This window comes from Bacteroides sp. RTP31139st1_H2_RTP31139_211217 (genome assembly GCF_040227615.1).
GTDB lineage: Bacteria > Bacteroidota > Bacteroidia > Bacteroidales > Bacteroidaceae > Bacteroides > Bacteroides uniformis.
In genome coordinates this window covers 1-19,000 of record NZ_JBCNZM010000091.1, presented here as the reverse complement: position 1 = coordinate 19,000, position 19,000 = coordinate 1, and the positions used below count along the sequence as shown (strand labels likewise).

Annotated in this window: 20 protein-coding genes; 14 read left to right on the top strand and 6 right to left on the bottom strand. The window is 47.5% G+C overall.

Annotated features, from left to right (window positions below; translation table 11 throughout):
- The 8 genes from ABUA47_RS15145 to proS form a co-directional block, all read left to right on the top strand.
- A partial coding sequence (locus ABUA47_RS15145; RefSeq protein WP_349831731.1) for a SusC/RagA family TonB-linked outer membrane protein occupies positions 1-1,717 on the top strand: 1,717 nt, incomplete at its 5' end.
- Between the two features lie 31 nt (positions 1,718-1,748).
- Complete coding sequence (locus ABUA47_RS15140; RefSeq protein WP_035448443.1) at positions 1,749-3,242, top strand: RagB/SusD family nutrient uptake outer membrane protein; 1,494 nt, start codon at positions 1,749-1,751, stop codon at positions 3,240-3,242.
- A gap of 13 nt (positions 3,243-3,255) precedes the next feature.
- Positions 3,256-4,887, top strand: coding sequence for a sialidase family protein (locus ABUA47_RS15135; protein WP_035448445.1), 1,632 nt, complete (start codon positions 3,256-3,258; stop codon positions 4,885-4,887).
- Between the two features lie 28 nt (positions 4,888-4,915).
- The gene (locus tag ABUA47_RS15130) at positions 4,916-5,584 is read left to right on the top strand and encodes a D-lyxose/D-mannose family sugar isomerase (protein WP_035448447.1); all 669 of its coding nucleotides are present in this window, start codon (positions 4,916-4,918) and stop codon (positions 5,582-5,584) included.
- 5 nt (positions 5,585-5,589) lie between these two features.
- Entirely contained in the window at positions 5,590-6,675 is a 1,086-nt protein-coding gene (locus ABUA47_RS15125) for an aldose epimerase family protein (protein ID WP_035448449.1), read from the top strand.
- Entirely contained in the window at positions 6,672-7,751 is a 1,080-nt protein-coding gene (locus tag ABUA47_RS15120) for a metallophosphoesterase (RefSeq protein ID WP_016273674.1), read from the top strand. The genes ABUA47_RS15125 and ABUA47_RS15120 overlap by 4 nt, the downstream gene beginning before the upstream one ends.
- 47 nt (positions 7,752-7,798) lie before the next feature.
- Positions 7,799-8,356 (top strand): YhcH/YjgK/YiaL family protein, encoded by a 558-nt coding sequence (locus tag ABUA47_RS15115; RefSeq protein ID WP_005829228.1) that lies wholly within the window; start codon positions 7,799-7,801, stop codon positions 8,354-8,356.
- Positions 8,357-8,471: 115 nt separating this feature from the next.
- Entirely contained in the window at positions 8,472-9,965 is a 1,494-nt protein-coding gene (proS, locus tag ABUA47_RS15110) for a proline--tRNA ligase (protein WP_005829226.1), read from the top strand.
- 168 nt (positions 9,966-10,133) lie between these two features.
- Here proS and ABUA47_RS15105 read toward each other — a convergent pair whose 3' ends face one another.
- Positions 10,134-10,469 (bottom strand): type II toxin-antitoxin system RelE/ParE family toxin, encoded by a 336-nt coding sequence (locus ABUA47_RS15105; RefSeq protein WP_005836958.1) that lies wholly within the window; start codon positions 10,467-10,469, stop codon positions 10,134-10,136.
- Positions 10,460-10,693 (bottom strand): hypothetical protein, encoded by a 234-nt coding sequence (locus ABUA47_RS15100; RefSeq protein WP_008663499.1) that lies wholly within the window; start codon positions 10,691-10,693, stop codon positions 10,460-10,462. Before ABUA47_RS15100 ends, ABUA47_RS15105 begins: the two co-directional genes overlap by 10 nt.
- Positions 10,694-10,869: 176 nt before the next feature.
- Between ABUA47_RS15100 and ABUA47_RS15095 the strand changes: the two genes are divergently transcribed.
- Positions 10,870-11,052, top strand: coding sequence for a hypothetical protein (locus ABUA47_RS15095; RefSeq protein WP_005829223.1), 183 nt, complete (start codon positions 10,870-10,872; stop codon positions 11,050-11,052).
- 229 nt (positions 11,053-11,281) lie between these two features.
- On the top strand, positions 11,282-12,412 hold the full coding sequence (locus ABUA47_RS15090) for a glycosyltransferase family protein (RefSeq protein ID WP_005836959.1): 1,131 nt from the start codon (positions 11,282-11,284) through the stop codon (positions 12,410-12,412).
- On the opposite strand, the gene ABUA47_RS15085 is transcribed toward ABUA47_RS15090, so the two are convergent.
- Both ABUA47_RS15085 and ABUA47_RS15080 read right to left on the bottom strand, forming a co-directional pair.
- Positions 12,409-12,510 (bottom strand): smalltalk protein, encoded by a 102-nt coding sequence (locus ABUA47_RS15085; RefSeq protein ID WP_005836960.1) that lies wholly within the window; start codon positions 12,508-12,510, stop codon positions 12,409-12,411. The two genes, ABUA47_RS15090 and ABUA47_RS15085, sit on opposite strands and share 4 nt — an antisense overlap.
- A 54-nt stretch (positions 12,511-12,564) precedes the next feature.
- Positions 12,565-13,074, bottom strand: a complete 510-nt coding sequence (locus ABUA47_RS15080) for an HU family DNA-binding protein (protein ID WP_035448452.1) — start codon at positions 13,072-13,074, stop codon at positions 12,565-12,567.
- Between the two features lie 277 nt (positions 13,075-13,351).
- On the opposite strand from ABUA47_RS15080, the gene ABUA47_RS15075 reads away from it, so the two are divergent.
- Complete coding sequence (locus tag ABUA47_RS15075; RefSeq protein ID WP_005829216.1) at positions 13,352-13,612, top strand: DUF4248 domain-containing protein; 261 nt, start codon at positions 13,352-13,354, stop codon at positions 13,610-13,612.
- Positions 13,613-13,741: 129 nt separating this feature from the next.
- On the opposite strand, the gene ABUA47_RS15070 is transcribed toward ABUA47_RS15075, so the two are convergent.
- Together ABUA47_RS15070 and ABUA47_RS15065 are read right to left on the bottom strand one after the other, a co-directional pair.
- Positions 13,742-15,871 (bottom strand): VapE domain-containing protein, encoded by a 2,130-nt coding sequence (locus ABUA47_RS15070; protein WP_347774515.1) that lies wholly within the window; start codon positions 15,869-15,871, stop codon positions 13,742-13,744.
- A gap of 122 nt (positions 15,872-15,993) precedes the next feature.
- A complete protein-coding gene (locus ABUA47_RS15065) occupies positions 15,994-16,317 on the bottom strand; it encodes a hypothetical protein (protein WP_005836962.1) in 324 nt (107 codons plus the stop codon).
- Positions 16,318-17,056: 739 nt separating this feature from the next.
- On the opposite strand from ABUA47_RS15065, the gene ABUA47_RS15060 reads away from it, so the two are divergent.
- From ABUA47_RS15060 to ABUA47_RS15050, 3 genes are all read left to right on the top strand, one after another.
- Positions 17,057-17,584, top strand: coding sequence for a UpxY family transcription antiterminator (locus ABUA47_RS15060; protein WP_117588838.1), 528 nt, complete (start codon positions 17,057-17,059; stop codon positions 17,582-17,584).
- Between the two features lie 55 nt (positions 17,585-17,639).
- Positions 17,640-18,539: a hypothetical protein gene (locus ABUA47_RS15055; RefSeq protein WP_243634321.1), complete on the top strand. Its 900-nt coding sequence runs from the start codon at positions 17,640-17,642 to the stop codon at positions 18,537-18,539.
- 11 nt (positions 18,540-18,550) lie between these two features.
- The coding region (locus ABUA47_RS15050) for a lipopolysaccharide biosynthesis protein (RefSeq protein ID WP_349824456.1) at positions 18,551-19,000 on the top strand (450 nt) is incomplete at its 3' end.

Sequence of the window (19,000 nt, the reverse complement as noted above, 5' to 3'; positions counted from 1 at the left end):
CAGCCATGGAGATACATTCATGCGTGCCAACCCGATGAATGGAACGCGGAAGGCGACTACCAACATGACGGATGAGCAACGGAAGAAACTGGAATTCTACACCAGCTATACAAGAACGTTTGCCGATAAACACAGCATCAGTGCGATGGTAGGATATTCCTATCAGCAATATTTGTACAAGTATGTGTATGCTGCCACTACCGGACACAGCTCCGACAAGATACCGACATTGAACGGAGGTTCTGTTTATTCCGATGCAACGTCGACCAAGCAGGAAGATGTGAATATCGGTTATTTCGGCCGATTGAACTATGATTATCTGAAAAGATATATGTTGACTGCTACTTTCCGTGAGGACGGCTCTTCCCGTTTTGCCAAAGGCAACCAATGGGGATTCTTCCCCGGATTGTCTGTCGGATGGGTTATGAGTGATGAGCCTTTTATGCAGAATATCGGTTTTATAAGTAATTTGAAGTGGCGTGGCAGTTATGGGCAGACCGGTAACAACTCCATCGGCTATTACGATGCATTAGGATTGTATGCCATTACCACCAGTTACGATCAAAGTGCTGCGACCGTTTCTTCGGCCATGCCTAACAAGGCTCTTGAATGGGAGACTTCCACACAATTGGATTTAGGTTTTGATTTAGGCTTGTTCAAGAACCGCATCATTCTGGGTATCGATTACTTTAATAAGATTACGGATAACCTGATTACTTCCAAAGTATTGCCCAATACGTCGGGATACGGTTCCATCCTTACCAATCTTGGAAAAGTACGTTTCCGTGGTTTCGATGCTGAAATAACAACACGTAACATTGTCAAGAAGGATTTCACGTGGGAATCTAAATTCACCATTACTTACGTAAAGAACAAGGTGCTTAAACTGCCCGAAAACGGACGGGACAAGAACCGCCAGGGAGGATACTCTGTAAAAATGCAGGATGGCACGACCAAAGAATTCGGAGGTGTTGCCGAGGGTGAACCGTTGGGGCGTTTCTATGGATATAAGAAAGACTTTATCATTACAACTCCCGAGCAGGCTGCCAATGCCCGTTATGACACCTCATCCAAAGGTTGGGACTGGACCACGAAACAGAAACTGGGTGTCGGAAAAAAGACTATCGGAGACTATGAGTGGAAAGACCTGAACGGAGACGATATCATCAACAGCAATGATATGTTCCTGCTGGGAAATACGATTCCCCATACCACCGGAGGTTTGAACAATACTTTCACTTACAAGGGCTTCACATTGAATGTCTATCTTGATTTTGCTTTGGGGCACTCCATTTCCAATGGTTATCTGCAACGCCAGATGTGTAATTTCATGAATGGAAACACCAGCCTGCCTGCTGAAATCCTAAAATGCTGGAATGTGGGGGATGACCCGAGTAAGGCCAAGTATGCCCGTTTCTCAGGCAATGACTCCGATGAGTTGAATAAGAATTTCCGGGACAACTCCGATGTTTTCACCCAGAAAGCCGATTATCTCTGTATCCGTGAAATCTCTCTGCAATATGCTCTGCCTCAGGCATTGCTGGCAAAGATTGGTCTGAAAGGGCTGGTATTGACCCTGGCCGGAAACAATCTGCATTATTTTACGGAAGTAATAGGCCTTTCTCCCGAAGTAGGTGCATCAAGTACCTATTCCGGTAGTTTCAACACCTATCCGCCTATCCGTAAGTTCTCTATCGGATGTAAAGTTACTTTGTGATAAAAAAAGTTTAATACGAAAAATAAGAATTATGAAAATAAAAATATTATCCGGCATTCTTCTTATAAGTGGGGTCTCGTTTTTTACATCATGTCATGGAGACCTGAATGTGATACAGCCCAGCCAGTTCACCAGCCTATCCATGTGGACAGAGGAGAGCGATGCTACGAGTGCGGTAAATGGAGCATATACTCAATTCCGTTCCGCCTTTTCCGATTTGCTCAACATCTATGGAGAGATGCGCTCAAACTGGTATGAGAGTGGGGCGGTAAATGATGCGTTTTTTAATAGAGTGGGTACAAACGTATTGCTGAGCGGTGATGCAGGTACAAATTGGAGTAGCATATATACTACCATTAATAGTGCAAATTTGATTCTGAAGCATACTCCGGAAATCTCTTTCACCAATGAAGCTACACGTAATGAGGTGATGGCCAATGCCTATTTCCTACGGGCATATTGTTACTTTACTCTGGTGCGGGTATTCGGTGACTGTCCGTTACTGACTTCCGGCTTTGAGTCAGAAAAGCAGGAGGACATGTATCCCAGCCGTACGGCGGCCTCTGAAGTATATGCTCAGGTCGAAACCGATATAGAAGAAGCTTTAAGGTTGATGCCCGCTTCTTCCAAGCTTCTCCATAAGGCATCTCCGGCTGCCATCAACATGTTGCGTACTGAATATTACTTATGGAAGGCAAAGCGTCTGGGAGGAGGGAATGCGGCTCTGAGTACGGCGCAGTCTTCTGTTGATGCGGTATTGAAAGCCGGATATGCACTTCTTCCCACGTTTGCCGATATTTTCAATTTAAACAACGAAGCCAATTCTGAGCTTATCTGGACATTGCCCTATATCGTCAATGAAAATGTGACTCCGGGAACATCCCCCAACTTTTTCGCCTATTATCTGGCACCTAACGGTGACAGAACCCGGCTGAGGGAAGCCGGATATACCGAGGATGAGGTTCCTGCCGGTTCCCATGCCCAGTATGTTGTGCCCACGCAAGCCTATTGCGATTTCCTGGCTGAGGATGCACGTGACACGCGTACGGATGTTTCAGTACGGGTATTCGAGGATAAGTTCCTGACGGAAGAAGTACAGATTAAAAGGATGGTTGTGAAGTTCAAAGGCTCCTTTGCCAATGATACGCGTAGTTTTGACAGTGATGTCCCCGTCTATCGTTTGGCCGAAGCCTATCTTTTGAAAGCTGAAGTGGAAAATGCCTTGGGAAATACGGATGCCGCTTTGCAGAATCTGAATGTAGTGGCCAAGCGTGCTTATGGGGTAGACAACTACTACACGGCAAGGACTCAGGATGCCATAGACAATGCCATTATCAGCGAAATACTGAAAGAGTTTGTCGCAGAATCAAAAGCATGGTGGGCATACCTTCGCTTTAATAAGGAATTCGAGCTTATTGAGACCTTGAAGGGGCGTGAAGGGGAGAAGAATGTTACCTTGTGGCCTATTGCTCCTGCTTGTCTCAATACTAATCCGAATATAACACAAACGGAAGGTTACAAATAAATATTGGGATGATATGAGATATAAGACTATACTTTTACTGGTCTTGTCTGCTTGGGGCATCATGGCATGCCAAAATTATACGGATAAGATAGCGGTGGAGATTCGGCAACCGGTATATCCGGTGTTGACATTGAAGGAGCATAATCCGGTATTGTGTCTGCGTCTGATTAGGAACAGCGGCGTGGCATATCAGTTGGAAAAGATAAATTTCACTTTGGATGGAACTGTCCGTTCCGGTGATGTCGTTTCCGCTTCGCTGTTCTTGGATGAGAATTGTGGGCAGGTTTGTGCAAGTGCCAAACCGGTGAACAAACAATTGAGTTTTAAGGTAGGCCGGCAGATAGAGGAAGATACACTGACATGCTGGGTGACACTCCGACTGAGGGATGATGCGGCGCAGGCTACAAGCAAGATTGAAATCTCATGCAGCAGTGTCCAGACAGACCTGGGGCTGGTGGGCATCCGCCAGTTGCCCGCAGTAAAGCCGCTCCGTATAGGAGTGGCCCTGCGGCAGCCGGGTCAGGACGGGGTACACACTTCCCGCATTCCCGGATTGGTGACTTCGACGAAAGGTACCTTGCTGGCCTTGTATGATGCACGCAATGAAAGAGATGACGATTTGCAGGGCGACATTGATATTGCCATCAATCGCAGTGAAGATGGAGGGCGGACTTGGCAACCCATGCAGACTGTTCTGGATATGAAAGAATGGGGCGGGCTACCTCAGAAATATAATGGAGTGAGTGATGGTTGCATCTTGTCGGATGATTTCACCGGTGACCTCTATGTCATAGGGTTATGGATGCACGGAGTCTTGGACCCCAAGACGGGCAAATGGATAGAGAATCTTACCGATACCTCGACCGTATGGAACCACCAGTGGCGTGCGCACGGTTCTCAGCCGGGATATGACGTTAAACAGAGTTCCCAATTCCTGATTAGTAAGAGTACTGACGACGGACTTACCTGGAGTGAGCCGCGTAACATTACCCGCCAAGTAAAAAAGGAAAAATGGTGGCTGCTTGCTCCCGGACCGGGTCGTGGCATCACAATGGAAGACGGTACATTGGTATTTCCGGTAGAGGGGCGGAACGAAGACGGGCTTCAGTTCTCTACAATCATGTGGAGTAAAGACAAGGGCGAAAACTGGACCGTAGGCGAACCGGCCTACTACAATACCAACGAATGTCAGGTGGTAGAACTTTCAGACCATTCCTTGATGTTGAACATGCGTGAGCGCAGCAACCGGGGACGTCAGGAAGGTAATGGGCGGGCCATTGCCGTCACTGCCGATTTGGGAAAAACGTGGACGGAACATCCCACGTCGCGCAGAGCTCTCATTGAACCGGCTTGCCAGGCATCCTTGCTGCGCCATGATTATATTGAAGACGGAGAAGAACGTCATGTATTACTCTTTGCCAATCCTAATTCAAAAGAGCGCCGTAACAACATTACCATTAAGGTGAGTTTCGATGACGGGCAAACTTGGCCCGAGGAGTATTGGACGTTGCTGGATGAAGGTAGGGGGGCGGGGTACTCTTGCATGACCTCCATTGACGAGCATACCATAGGTATCTTTTATGAGGGGAGCCAAGCCGACATCCAGTTCCAGGCTATCCCGTTGAAGGAATTATTGAAGAAATAAAGTGTAAAACCTTAAAAAACAGATAAACATGAAACGCAGTGAAATCAATCGATATATCCGCGAAGCCAAAGCATTTATGACAAAGTACCACTTCATGCTGCCTCCATGGGCGGACTGGACTCCGGACGACTGGAAGACCAAAGGACCGGAATGTGATGATATCCGGGAAAGAGCCATGGGTTGGGACCTGACCGACTTCGGCTGGGGCGATTTCCTGAAAATCGGCCTGACGCTGGTAACCCTCCGTAATGGAAGTCTGCAGAAGAAAGACAAACCCTATTGTGAAAAGATTATGTTTGTCCGCTGCGGACAAGTTACTCCTACCCATTTCCATTGGCTGAAAACGGAAGACATCATCAACCGGGGTGGAGGAATCCTCTGCATGCGTCTGTGGAAGGCCGACAAGGAAACTGAAATGCTGACTGAAGAACCGCTTGTCGTTTCCATCGACGGAGTCAGTACACGGGTAGCTCCCGGAGAAACGGTGCGTCTTGCTCCCGGACAAAGCATTTGTTACGAGCCTTATCTCTACCATACTTTCTGGGCCGAGGACGACCATTGCCTGGTAGGCGAAGTCTCCACGGTGAACGATGACATGAGGGACAACCGTTTCCTCACCCCCAAGGGGCGTTTCCCGCAGATAGAAGAGGATGTTCCGGCCGAACATCTGTTGTGCAACGAATATCCCGAAGTTTAGAAAGTATGAAAGATAAGACCAACCTGACGGGATTGAATCCTGATAATTTCCGGTCCGTAATCAACGGAAAGGATACCGGCCTTTATATACTGCGCAATGGCAGCGGTATGGAGATGTGCGTCACGAACTACGGGGCCATCGTCTTATCCATCATGGCTCCTGATAGTCATGGTAAGTTTGAAAATGTCGTCATAGGCTTCGATACGCTGGAAGAGGCCCGCAGGCAAAGCAAGGACTATTATATAGGAGCTACTATAGGCCCCGTAGCCGGACGCATATTGCACGGCGCTTTCCGTGTAGGAGAAAAAGATTATCACTTACAGCTTAACTCTGTTTCTAATACTCTGCACAGTGGTGATAACGGTTTTCACACGGTGGTGTGGGAAGCACAGCAACCGTGTGAAAACCAACTTCTCCTCCGTCTTTTCCATGCCGATGGAGAAGCCGGTTTTCCGGGCAATGTTACGGTAAGGATGATGTATACCTTGACGGACGACAATGGGTTCCGTATAGATTATGAGGCGGAGACAGACCGCGACACCTTGTTCTGTCCCACCAATCATGCCTATTTTAACCTGGCGGGCATGGGAACTCCCACTACTTCCATTGAAGACCATCTGGTGAGGATAAACGCGGATTTCTACCTGCCTATCGACATGAATACGAACAATACCGGTGAAGTCAGGGCAGTGGGCGATACGCCTTTTGATTTCCGCGACTACCATTCCATAGGCGAACGCATCAACCGGAAAGACTTGCAGTTGCTCAACGGCCACGGTTATGACCACTGTTTTGTCTTGAAGAAACCCGCGCTGCATGAGCTCTCTTTCGCCGCCACCTGCATCAGTCCGTCCAGTGGGCGCAGAATGGATATCTATACCACAGAGCCGGGGCTTATCATGTACACCGGCAATTATTTGCCGGGCTTCACGGGCATGCATGGCACTGTGTATCCGCGTCGTAGCGCCGTCTGCTTTGAAACCCAGTGCTTTCCCGATACACCGAACAATCCGCATTTCCCCTCCATCGTATTACGTGAAGGAGACCTTTATAAACAGACATGTATTTATCAATTCAGTACGCAACCATGAAAAACAGAATCATTCTTTGTTTGGGATGCCTGCTGGCATTCCTCCAGCTCCGGGCACAAGTCAATACCAACCAGCAGCATTTGTGCAATCCTAATTCTTTTTCCATCGTCCTGCTGGGCGACCCGCAAAACTACGTGAAGTATGACTATAACCAGCCGGTTTTTGAGCTGATGACGGCGTGGACCGCTCATCATATAGACTCCCTCCGTGTAAAGGCGGTGCTTTGTACGGGCGACTTGGTAGACCAGAATGAATGTATTCTACCTCCCTTCCCGCGTTTCGGGAATCTTACGAGCCGGGAGCAGTGGACATTTGTGTCGCGGGCTTTCGGGCGGTTGGATAACAAGGTCCCTTATCTCATTTCTACCGGAAACCATGATTACGGCTACACCCGTTCGGAGAACTCGATGACCCGTTTCCCGGAATATTTCCCGATAGAGCGCAACAGCCAATGGAAAAAGACCATCGTGGCCGCCACCAATAACAGAAACGGCCTGCCTACGCTGGAGAATGCCGCCATGGAGATAACGGACGAGCATTGGGGGAGGATTTTGATTATTGCCGTTGAATTTGCCCCGCGCGACGAGGTCTTGTCATGGGCCAGGGAGCTGGTGGCTGCCCCGCGCTTCAAGGACCATACGGTGATTCTCATCACCCATTCCTACCTTACCGGCTTCGACAGCAAGCGCATCACCAAAGAAGGCTATAAGATAACCCCGTCCAATACGGGCGAAGGCATCTGGCAGAAGCTGGTGCAACCTTCTGCCAACATCCGTCTTGTGCTGTGCGGACACTATGCCACTCCGAATGAACGGTTGGACTATACCACGGGATTCCGTACCGACAAGAATGCAGCCGGACACGATGTGCACCAGATGATGTTCAACTGCCAGGCGTTGGGTGGCGGCATGAGTGGAAACGGGGGAGACGGCTGGCTGCGTCTGCTCGAATTCCTGCCCGACGGACATACGGTGCAGGTCAGGACCTATTCTCCGCTTTTCGGCTTTTCTCCTCAAACCAAGGACAAGGCATGGCGTACGGAATCTTATGACCAGTTTCAATTCACGATAAAATAAAAAATATGAAGCGTATATCAATTATTTATTCATTAATACTCTTTTGTATGTATTTATCAGCACAGACAAGTCCGGAGTGGACTTCCGGAAATGCGAAGAAATGGATGAAAAGTGCCGTTTGGTCCAATGGCTGGACTGTCTCTCCCCATAAATCAGTCAATGCTGTTGAATTTGCCTGCCAATATCATAAGAACAAGGATGTCTGGGATGCTGCATTCCGCTTTCTTGCCGAACATGATTTGGAAGCGCTGTCCATTGGCAACCATGTCATTCTGGAGGGGAAATGCTGGGCTACGGTCAGTGAATACATTCCCAAAGAGGTGGAGAAAGGGAATATTGAAAGTCACCTCCGTTTTGTCGACCTTCAGTATGTACTCTGGGGAAATGAAAAGATGGGGCTGGCAAGTGACGTCGAAGTACGTCAGGCGTATAATTCAAAAAAGGATGTTGCTTTTTATACCTCTTCCCGGATAAAACACTACTCTGCCGATGCCGGCAGTTTCTTCTTGTTTTTCCCTTCGGACATTCACCAGCCTTCTGTTCGGGGAAAGGGGGAACTTGTTAAAAGCAGGAAGATTGTGATTAAAATAGAATATGTAGATTAGTGTGTTTTCGGTTCTATTAAAAATACTATTTGTTTTTCAAATAAATTTCCTTTAAAATTTGTACTTTTGCCGACTGTTTAGAGAAATCAACGAAAACTTTAAAAAACGAAATAGAATGGCAGTAGAATTGAAAGACCTTACCAAACGTAGTGAGAACTATTCTCAGTGGTACAACGAGTTGGTGGTAAAAGCCGATTTGGCAGAACAATCGGCTGTACGCGGCTGTATGGTGATCAAGCCTTACGGATACGCTATCTGGGAGAAGATGCAACGTCAGTTGGACGATATGTTCAAGGAAACGGGACACGTCAACGCTTATTTTCCCTTGCTTATTCCGAAATCATTCCTCAGCCGTGAAGCGGAACATGTGGAAGGCTTTGCCAAAGAGTGTGCCGTCGTGACGCACTATCGTTTGAAGAACGATCCGAATGGCGGCGGTGTGGTGGTGGACCCTGCTGCAAAACTGGAAGAAGAGCTGATTATCCGCCCCACTTCCGAAACCATCATCTGGAACACCTACAAGAACTGGATCAATTCATACCGCGACCTGCCTATCTTGTGCAACCAGTGGGCAAACGTGTTCCGTTGGGAAATGCGTACCCGTCTGTTCCTCCGTACCGCCGAATTCCTCTGGCAGGAAGGACACACGGCACATGCCACTCGCGAGGAAGCCGAAGAAGAAGCGGTAAAGATGCTGAATGTATATGCCGAGTTTGCCGAAAAATACATGGCGGTGCCCGTGGTAAAGGGCGTGAAGTCTGCCAACGAGCGTTTTGCCGGTGCCCTCAACACCTACACCATCGAAGCGATGATGCAGGACGGAAAGGCTTTGCAGAGCGGTACTTCCCACTTCTTGGGACAGAACTTCGCCAAGGCGTTCGATGTACAGTTCGTCAATAAGGAGAACAAGCTGGAGTATGTTTGGGCTACCTCCTGGGGTGTTTCCACCCGTCTGATGGGAGCGCTTATCATGACGCATTCCGATGACAACGGTCTGGTACTTCCTCCGCACCTGGCTCCGATACAAGTAGTCATCGTACCTATCTACAAGAATGCGGAGATGCTGGCTAAGATTGACGAGAAAGTGGCAGGCATTGTTGCCAAGCTGAAATCGATGGGCATTTCCGTGAAGTACGACAATGCCGACAACAAACGTCCGGGCTTCAAGTTTGCCGACTATGAGGTGAAGGGTGTTCCCGTTCGTCTGGTGATGGGTGGCCGCGACCTGGAGAACAATACAATGGAAATCATGCGTCGCGATACACTGGAGAAGGAGACGCGTTCCTGCGAGGGTATCGAAGAGTACGTGAAGGATTTGCTCGAGGACATTCAGGCAAATGTCTACAAGAAAGCGCTCGATTACCGTAACAGCCGCATCACCAGCGTGGACAGCTACGAGGAATTCAAGGAAAAGATTGAAGAAGGCGGCTTCATTCTGGCTCATTGGGACGGGACTACCGAAACCGAAGAGAAAATCAAGGAAGAGACCAAAGCAACCATCCGTTGTATTCCTTTCGATTCATTTGTTCCGGGTGACAAGGAACCGGGCAAGTGTATGGTTACCGGCAAGCCTTCTGCCTGCCGCGTGATTTTCGCACGTTCCTATTAATAATACCCACCCCGGATTACGCGGATTAACACAGATGATTTTAGGAGTTCTGATAATCAGAAACTTTTATCTGCGTTAATCCGCGTAATCCGGGGTGATTGTATATCTTGATACGTCCTCTCGGTTTTAAATTTATAGAGTTATCTCTCATCATGAATTGATGAACAGCTATTTATATTGCTTCAGAAATTCTGAGATTGTTTTGCGTACAGTTTCCGGAGATTGTTTTGAATGAAGCATTGCTGCAATGACAATCCTATTCTCATCAATCAAATAATATATCACGTTAGGGGAAAGTTTTAAATGACGGACAGTAATGTTGTTAAATAGAGTAGAAAAATCACTGTCTATAATTCCTATATACGGATGTTTTGCTAAAAGATTTACTTTGTCTTGTATCTTTTGACGTGTTTTCTGTGCCGTCAACATGCCAAAATTATTCTCTACATAAATAAGTATCTCTAAAAAGTGCTCATAAGCCAACTTAGACCAGACTATTTCCATCCCATGCGTTCATTTATCATACTCTCTATTTGGGAGTTTGATATACAGTGTCCTGCTTTATTCTCTTCTAAGGCAAATAGAAGGGCTTCAGCCAAAGCATCTCGGGGAATACTGTTGATAAAGTCGTCCATCGGTATGGCTGATTGATGATAAGTTGCCATCATCGGTTCTTGTGCCGTTTGTTTGGGAGAGTCCTGCTCTTTATATGGTTTAATTTTACCCATTGCTTTTATTTTTAATCAAAGGTAAACTGAATAAATGAAAACTCCTAATATTCAATCCATTTATTTTCCACTGCATCAAAGCCAACCAATCTACATACTATTGTAACCTCCTTCACATCTCCTCGTAACAACTTTTCCTCATTTTTGCAGCGTAAAAAAAGAAAGGAGGCCCGAATATGAAACTGAACAGAAATGACTATACCGTAGAGGCGGCAGCCGGCGGTGGTTTTTACGCTTATTTTATGAATAATGTGTTGTGCAGCGCCTACGGTGAAACGCCTGACGAAGCCTGCGAAAACCTGGAACAGATTGTTGACGATTTTGTCAGTGATATGTATATGGTCGAGGAATTTGTCTGATATTCCGGCATCATATGCCGACCGAATTATCCTTTTTACGTATTTATTCCATAAATTCTCTTGAAGTCATGTCTGCGCGATGCCGGTGTGACTTTTGTCATTTATAACCGAATTGTCACATTCTTCACATTCTGCCGTAACACGGAGGTGCGATATTTGCATCAACTAAATGCAACGTCATGTGCTGCATGTGTTTCAACATTAATTTGTAAATCATCAAGTCGTCCCAATGAAAGTCCTTTTTATCGTTCAAGGAGAAGGCCGCGGGCATCTGACCCAAGCCATAACAATGGAAGAGCTGCTGCGCCGCAACGGTCACGAGGTAGTGGAAGTGTTGGTGGGCAAAAGCAATTCGCGCTGTCTGCCCGGTTTCTTCAACCGCAGCATCCAAGCTCCGGTGAAACGTTTTCTCAGTCCCAATTTCCTGCCTACGCCTGCCAACAAGCGGGCAAGTCTTGCGCGTAGTGTGGCCTATAATCTCACCCGTCTGCCCGTCTATCTGAAAAGCATGCACTATATACACCGCCGCATCGAGGAGAGTGGTGCCGAACTGGTCATCAACTTCTACGAACTGCTCACGGGGATGACCTATCTCTTCTTCCGTCCTTCCGTTCCTCAAATAAGCGTCGGGCACCAGTACCTGTTCCTGCACCGCGATTTCGAGTTTCCCGGTAAGAACGGCTTCCATCTGTGGCTGCTCCGCCTTTTCACCCGCCTCACGTGCATAGGTGCCCGCGAAAAGCTCGCCCTTTCCTTCCGCGAGATGGAGGATGACGAAGAAGCGTATGTCCGCGTGGTTCCGCCATTGCTGCGGAGGGAGGTGCTGTCGTGCGAAGGTACGGAAGGGGATTATCTCCACGGATACATGGTAAACTCCGGTTTTGGCGAGAATATCCTCCACTGGCACAGTGCCCATCCGGAAATACCCCTCCACTTCTTCTGGGACAAGCAGGACGAAGCCGAGGTGTGCCGTGTGGACGACACCTTGAGTTTCCATCAGCTCGATGACGTCAAGTTCCTGCGCTACATGGCAGGCTGCAAGGCCTATGCCACCACTGCCGGCTTCGAGTCGGTCTGCGAGGCGATGTATCTGGGCAAGCCTTTGCTGATGGTTCCGGCGCATATCGAGCAGGACTGTAACGCCTACGATGCATTCCGTAGCGGTGCCGGTGTCATCTCCGAGGAGTTTGATTTGGAACGTCTGCTGGACTTCTCGGAGCATTTCCACCCGAACATGGCTTTCCGCTATTGGGTGCGTAGCTGCGACTGGCGTATCCTGCGCTGTATAGAGAGGGAAGAGAAAGAGGAAACCTTTTTCGGGGTTTCCTCTTCCTGCCGTCCTTTCTTTCCGGCGACTTAAATGTTCACGTTCATCGCATTGGCTCCCAATGCCCCTAAGATGGCAGAGGCTACTGCAATTACGACTTTCAGAATTTTATCCCAGATACTTTTTTTCATGCTATATACGTTTTAAAAGTTGAACATACGAATCGGTAGTAAAATCAGTCATACTTATCCCAACGGATTTTCGCCCTGGTCTCCGTCCGAACCGCCTCCGTCTCCCGAGCCGGAACCGCTGCCGGAGCTTCCTCCTTCACCGTCTCCCTTGTTCAGCAAAGCTTCCAGGTCGTAGAAGTCAATCTTCTGCCCGGCACGCGTGGCGGCGATGTCCGGTCTTACGGTGCTGGAAGGCCGGAAATTGATTTTCACCGCCTTGATGTTCTTGGCGGTGCACTCCTTTACATCCAGTACGCCTGCCGTACGCGCCGACAGGCTGAATACGCCGAAGTTCTTGATATTCACCGACTGGCCGCTGTAGAGGGTTGTTATCATGGCCTCCACAAAATTGGTCAATACACTCTGGATGTCTCCCAGTGTCAGCGAACTCTTCTCCTTCATCACATACGCAATGTCGTCCAGCGTCGCATTGTCGCCCAGTGTCACCAGCTGCGGGTAGAACTTTGCCACCGCATCTGCCTTTCGAGGATCTTTCCTCGCAATCTTCTTGAATGGTACTCCCATAAACAATTAAATAATTAAAAATTAACAATTAGAAATTAAAGTCCCGTATTGCAATACTCTTCTCTTTCTCCTTTAGGGGGGGGAAGAGGGGTGCTGCAAAAGTACTTCTCCGGCTTTTTCTGCTCATGGCTTTCTTCGGGTTACGCCGTCTCTTTCCCGTTTCCTTTCTGTTCAGGAAAAGTTCTTCGTCCGATGCCCGTTTATGTCTGTATACGCTTGGTCATACCGCTGATATTCAGTATCTTTATGGTGTAATAATCAACCAATAACATAAGGAATGAAAACAGAAAAAGAAAAGAGGGAAGAGGAGGAGGAAGACCTTCGTCCGTTCCGCATCCACGCCTATTCGAAGGAGGAGCTTGCCATGCTCTACAACCCGACTTACTGCATCAGCAATGCCATCTATACCCTGGCGGCATGGATACGCCACAACAAGGCGCTGAAGGGTGAGCTGGAGAAGGTGGGCTACAACAAATACCGGCGCACCTTCACTCCGCTGGAAGTGAAAGTGCTGGTGAAGTATCTGGGAGAACCCTAACAGGATGCCGGCCGGAAATAGGGAAACCTTGTAAAGAAAACGCCAATATATGTAAAGCCCCGTAACAATATATGTTGTCATGCACAACAATATATGTTACGGGGCTTCTCTCTTCTCCTCGAATGCCGGTTACTGATATGTCTGGATGTCCACTACCTCATATTCGGTCGTCTCCTGCTCGTTGGTCCGTGTGCCGAATCCGTACTTTTCCAGTGCCTGCACCAGTACCAGCTGGGTGTGCGGGTTCACCTGCACCTTTCCGAATATGCTGAGCTTGGTCAGTATGACGCTGGCAGGGAGCCATTTTATCTGCAGGTCCTCGGGCAGCGGTTTGCGGAAGAAGACGAAGAGGTTCTCCTCCACGGGGTCTTTCATGCGGTGCCGTTCGTTGTGCTTGTTCAACTGTTCTATCTCCTCGCCCTCGTACCAGTATCTGAATCCGTCTTTCAGCAGGGCGAGCGCCTGGGCGTAGATGCCAGGATGGTTCACCGGGGTGTGGTAGTCTATGCCGGTGATGGTGATGGGGAGGAAACGCCGGTTTCCGCCGATGTCCTGCAGGCACTGCCGGTTGTTGGTACTCGCGATGAAGGAGCAGTGGCGGGGCAGGGTGAAGGCTTCGATGTCGTAGGCCTTGCGCTGCGTCACGTTGTCCTGCGCGATGATTCGCTTCAATGCTGCCAGCTCGCCGGGCTTCACGCCTTCGAACTCCTCCATGTTGATGATGATTCGCGTGGCGAGCAGGCGGGCATCGTCCTTGTTGCTCGGGTCTATTATGCCGTTGTAGAAGTACTCTTTCCACTCGGGCGGCAGCAGGCGCCGAATCCAGCTGCTCTTTCCCTTTCCCTGCTCGCTGTAGAGGATGATGACGAGCTGGTTCATGTCCTCGTCGCTCAGTGCGCAAGCCACCAGGCCCACTATCCACCGTTTGAAGCCCTTCTGCCATAACTCCCGGTTCTCGGTCGTCAGGGTGTCGGCAAGTTGGGCGATGTAGTCCGTCCCGTCCCAGGGGGGAAGCGCGTACAGATAGTCGGTGTAGGGGTTGAACTCCTTGGCGTAGTTGGAGTCTATCACGGCTCTGAGGAAATTCTGGTAGCAGGAGATGCCGGCCATCTGCAGGTCTACAAATATGGTGTTGTAGTCCTTTCCGCGCATGGGGCGGTAACCTTTTCCGGCATCTGCCGACAGGGCATAGGGCATGAATTCGAGGCGGTCCAGGATGAGGTTCCTGCGGATGCCGTAGTGCTCTTCCAGAAAGCTCATCACTTGGTTGATGATGGGCTTTTTCTCTTCCTTCTTTGTAGCGGCTTCGCTGGTCTTGTCGGTATAGATGTAGGCATTGTGCAGGGGAGATTCCACGTCGGGATACTCTTGTCCGAACTCGTTTTTCGCCAGTCTGATGGCTGTCTGCTCGTCCAGGCCCTTGCTGTAGCATTTGTTGCCCAGGGCGAAGAGGAAGTTGTCGCGGTTGCCTGCCCGGAACCTGGTGGTGCGCTTCACGGCGGTCACGGCTTGGGAGAATATCAGCTTCTCCCAAGGCTTTGCGTCCTGCGGCGTGGCGGCAGAGGAGGCGGGGAGGGGGTGTACCGTTTCGACGGGCGTCTTCTTTGGGCTGTTCTCCTTCTTCGCAGGCGGGATGATGCGTGCCGGCAACGGGGAAATCTGTTCCAGCAGTGCGGCATTGATATAGGCATGCGGGTCGAAGGACATGAAGTATCCTCGCGAGATGTCCTTTCCGCTTCCGTCCACCTCTACTCCGAGAAGGGCCTCGTAGTGCTCTTTGGCGGCGCTGTACAGCTTCAGGTGTATCTCCTCGAGCGTGGCGTAGGTCACCTCGCCCTGCCGGAGACGGTCATACAGACGCCGGGTGTATTCCGTCTGCATGAAGACGAACAGCTTGTAGCCGTGCCTTTTGGGGGAGAGGAAACTGCCCAGGGTGTGCGGGTCTTCGTTGATGAGGGTCCGGGTCTGCTCCAACTGTCCTTCTTCCAGGTCGTCGATGTCGAGCGTGATGACGGGGTTGTAGCGGGTGATGCTCGGTGCGAGCCTTCTTTCCCGGTAGTTGGCCGTGAGGGTCCTGAAGGGAAGCTGCTTCTTGACGTGGTTGGCTTCCTCCACCTTTCCCTGCGCCACGAGGCTGGCGATTTTGATGATTAACTTGGCATGCTTGCCGTTTTTTATGTCAGCCATGTCCTGCGTGAAGGTTGTCTCCCCGCTGACGGCGCTGAAACCACGGTAGGTGGTCACTGGAATGTTTTCCATTCTACTTGTATTAAGTTTGCCTTATTGGCGGCGCAAAGATGCCGTTTATTTCCTTAGGAAGCAAAAACGGCCATCCGCAGTGGGACAGCCGTTTTTTTACAATTTGAATTCCTTGGTCCGTTTTACTCCTTGGGATATAGCTCATTGAAGAGCTTATATATCTCATCCTCAATGCAATCGGGGTTCAGCGTATTGCCGCTTCCGTCCGCGTCCATAAAGTTTACAAGTAGATGCAGCAGCTTGGCGAAGGGGCTTACACCCTTCAGTCCGTGTTCCTTTTGGGGATTTATCAGCAGTGGGATGAAGGGTGTCAGGAAAGCCTTCCGCTCCTTGTATTCCACGGTTAACGACTTGTGTTCTACCATAGAAAGCAGGTCGAGGGCCACTTGCACCTCTTTGCTCTCTTTGGTGTACAGCACTTGGTAATCCCTCCCTTTGATTTGCATCACGCTAATTGGCGTTTTTTTGTTCTCATAATTACAATTTGAAAATATAATTTTATATTAAGTTAGTAAATCGGTTGCAAAATTAACAAAAAAGGAGTCTGTACAATTACAGATAACGCAGATTTTATGTTTTTCTTACCTGATGCAACGCTTCTGAGGACGTGAAATTAAATAATCCGTGTCATCTGTGTTATCAGCGTCTGAAAAATTATCATAAAGCATCATCTGCTGAATAGTTACGAAATTCTGTGGTATCCCTGTGAAGTAGTGAAGCGTGTGTGTAGTCTGTATGTATAGGGTGAGGTACCGGAACCTATGGTTATATATGTAACACACTCTTTCTTTAAAAAAATAAGAAATGACGCGCGTGCGCGTGTATCTTACCTAATGAACGTAATTATTTGATATATAGTGCGATGATACCTGCATTAAAAAAGATTATCATTTTATCAATCAGAATATTTTGTACTTTCATTTCTTGACATTACCTTTGCGTTCATTAAACGGAGCGTGTCATAAAACATTTTTTTTATTATAAACGTTTCGTTTATGACTGCTTATCGCAAGATGGCTTGAATATAACTATTTCGTCGCCTTCCTTCCGAGATGGTGGAGGGTCTTGAAATAAAATGAATGCACATAGTCTATTTAAAGTAACCGCATTACATTACTTGACCGGGAGGTACTTCGCTACTCCGGTGTCCCCCAATCATATTTTTTTGTGAACGAGAATGCAGAAATGCACTGGTATGCAGTGCGTGTCACCTATAGCCGAGAGCTTTTTTTCAAGGAATACCTGGATGCAGAGGGCATTGAAAACTATATTCCCATGCGCTATGAGTATGTCGTGAGGAAAGAGCGCCGCTTGCGCAAGCTTGTTCCTGCGGTCCATAACCTGGTCTTCGTCCGCTCCACCCGTGAGCGTATGGACGAAATAAAGAACAAACCGGGCATGAACATCCCCATCCGTTATATCATGGACCGCGAAACCCACCAGCCCATCGTCATCCCGGACTCACAGATGCGCAGCTTCATCGCCGTGTCTGGCACCTACGACCAGGCTGTGCTCTATCTTGAACCCACCGAGCTGAACCTCTCCCAAGGAACCCGGGTACGCATCACCGGCGGCATCTTCGAAGGAGTGGAAGGGGTGTTTGTGCGTGTGCGCCATGATAGGAGGGTGGTGGTGAACATCGAGGGGGTGATGGCGGTGGCGACGACGTTTGTGCATGCGTCGCTGGTGGAGGAGATAGGAGAAGGAAGTTAGCGCTTATTGTATTATAATGAGAATTAAATATGTTTTTTGGGGATATTCAGATTACATGAAAGTTGTAAATAATGATATCCTATATAATAAAGATGTTTTGTATTTTGCTCCCAATGATTTATCAGTCAGGCAAAAAATATTATATAATATTCTATTTTTTATGACAAGATATGGATGGGAGAATATGGTTCCTGAGTTTATATATAGATATTTATATCCTTTACAAACCATACATGGATATGAACAAGTGTATTTTATTATATACGAACAGAATGTTTGTTCTACTCACCTTCCTTTTTTGGAATATTTGAAAAAAAAATATCCGCATTCAAAATTGTTCTACATGTTTACAAATACATTGTCTTCCCGAGTCAATGAGAAACAGTTGCGGTTTGTGGAAAATAATCGGGAAAAGTTTGACATGATTATAACTTTTAATGAAATAGATGCAGTTGAACATAATTTTCAATTTTACAATCAGGTTTGTTCCGTATTGAATGTTTCGATTAAGGAGGAAAATGAATCGGATATCTTTTTTTGTGGTTTGGATAAAGGTCGAAGGGCGATAATAGAACAACTTCGGAATCGGCTGGAAAGTTGTGGGATAAAATGTGATTTTAATATTGTTGATTCTAAGCATAAGTTGCCATACGAAGTTATTGTATCTAAAATTGTCCAGACAAAGTGTATTTTGGAAATTTTGATGGATACATCACAGTCCGGGTCATCTTTAAGAGCAGCAGAAGCAATTGCTTACAAGAAAAAGTTGCTGACAAATAATGCTTTCATAAAAGCAAAGGAATATTTCAATGACAAGCAGTTTTCCTATTTTTCTACTCTTGAGGATATAGATGTGGATTTTATAAAGGAAGCTCTAGACAAATCACAATGTGTTGATTCTATGATTGTTTCCCCTAAAAGATTTTTAGATTTTTTGAAGCAGAATAGTATTTGAGAGACTAGAAAATGAGAGAGTTCCTAAAGTCTTTTTTTTCATTTGGTGTTGCAACGAGCATTGAGAAAATATTGGCTTTCATTTTGCTGCCCATTTATACTCGTTTATTTACAACTACCGAATATGGAATGATTGATTTATGTCAGGTACTTATGGGGATAGTATCTGTATTTGCGTTGCTGCAATTGGAAACATCGCTTCAACGATACTATTACAAATGGGAGGGGGATGATAAAAAAATCTTTTTGTTCAGCATATTAATTACGGTCATTTCATTATCGTTTTTTTTCTCAATTATAATATGCTTGTTGTCATATTATATTTCCAGTTTGCTTTTTTCCAGCTCTGCTTATTATTTATTAGTTATATTGTCTGCAATCCAGTTGCCTTTTATAAACTTTTCAATGCTTGGCTTGATTATACTTCGGTATGAAAAAAAGAACTTACTTTTTACTTACCAA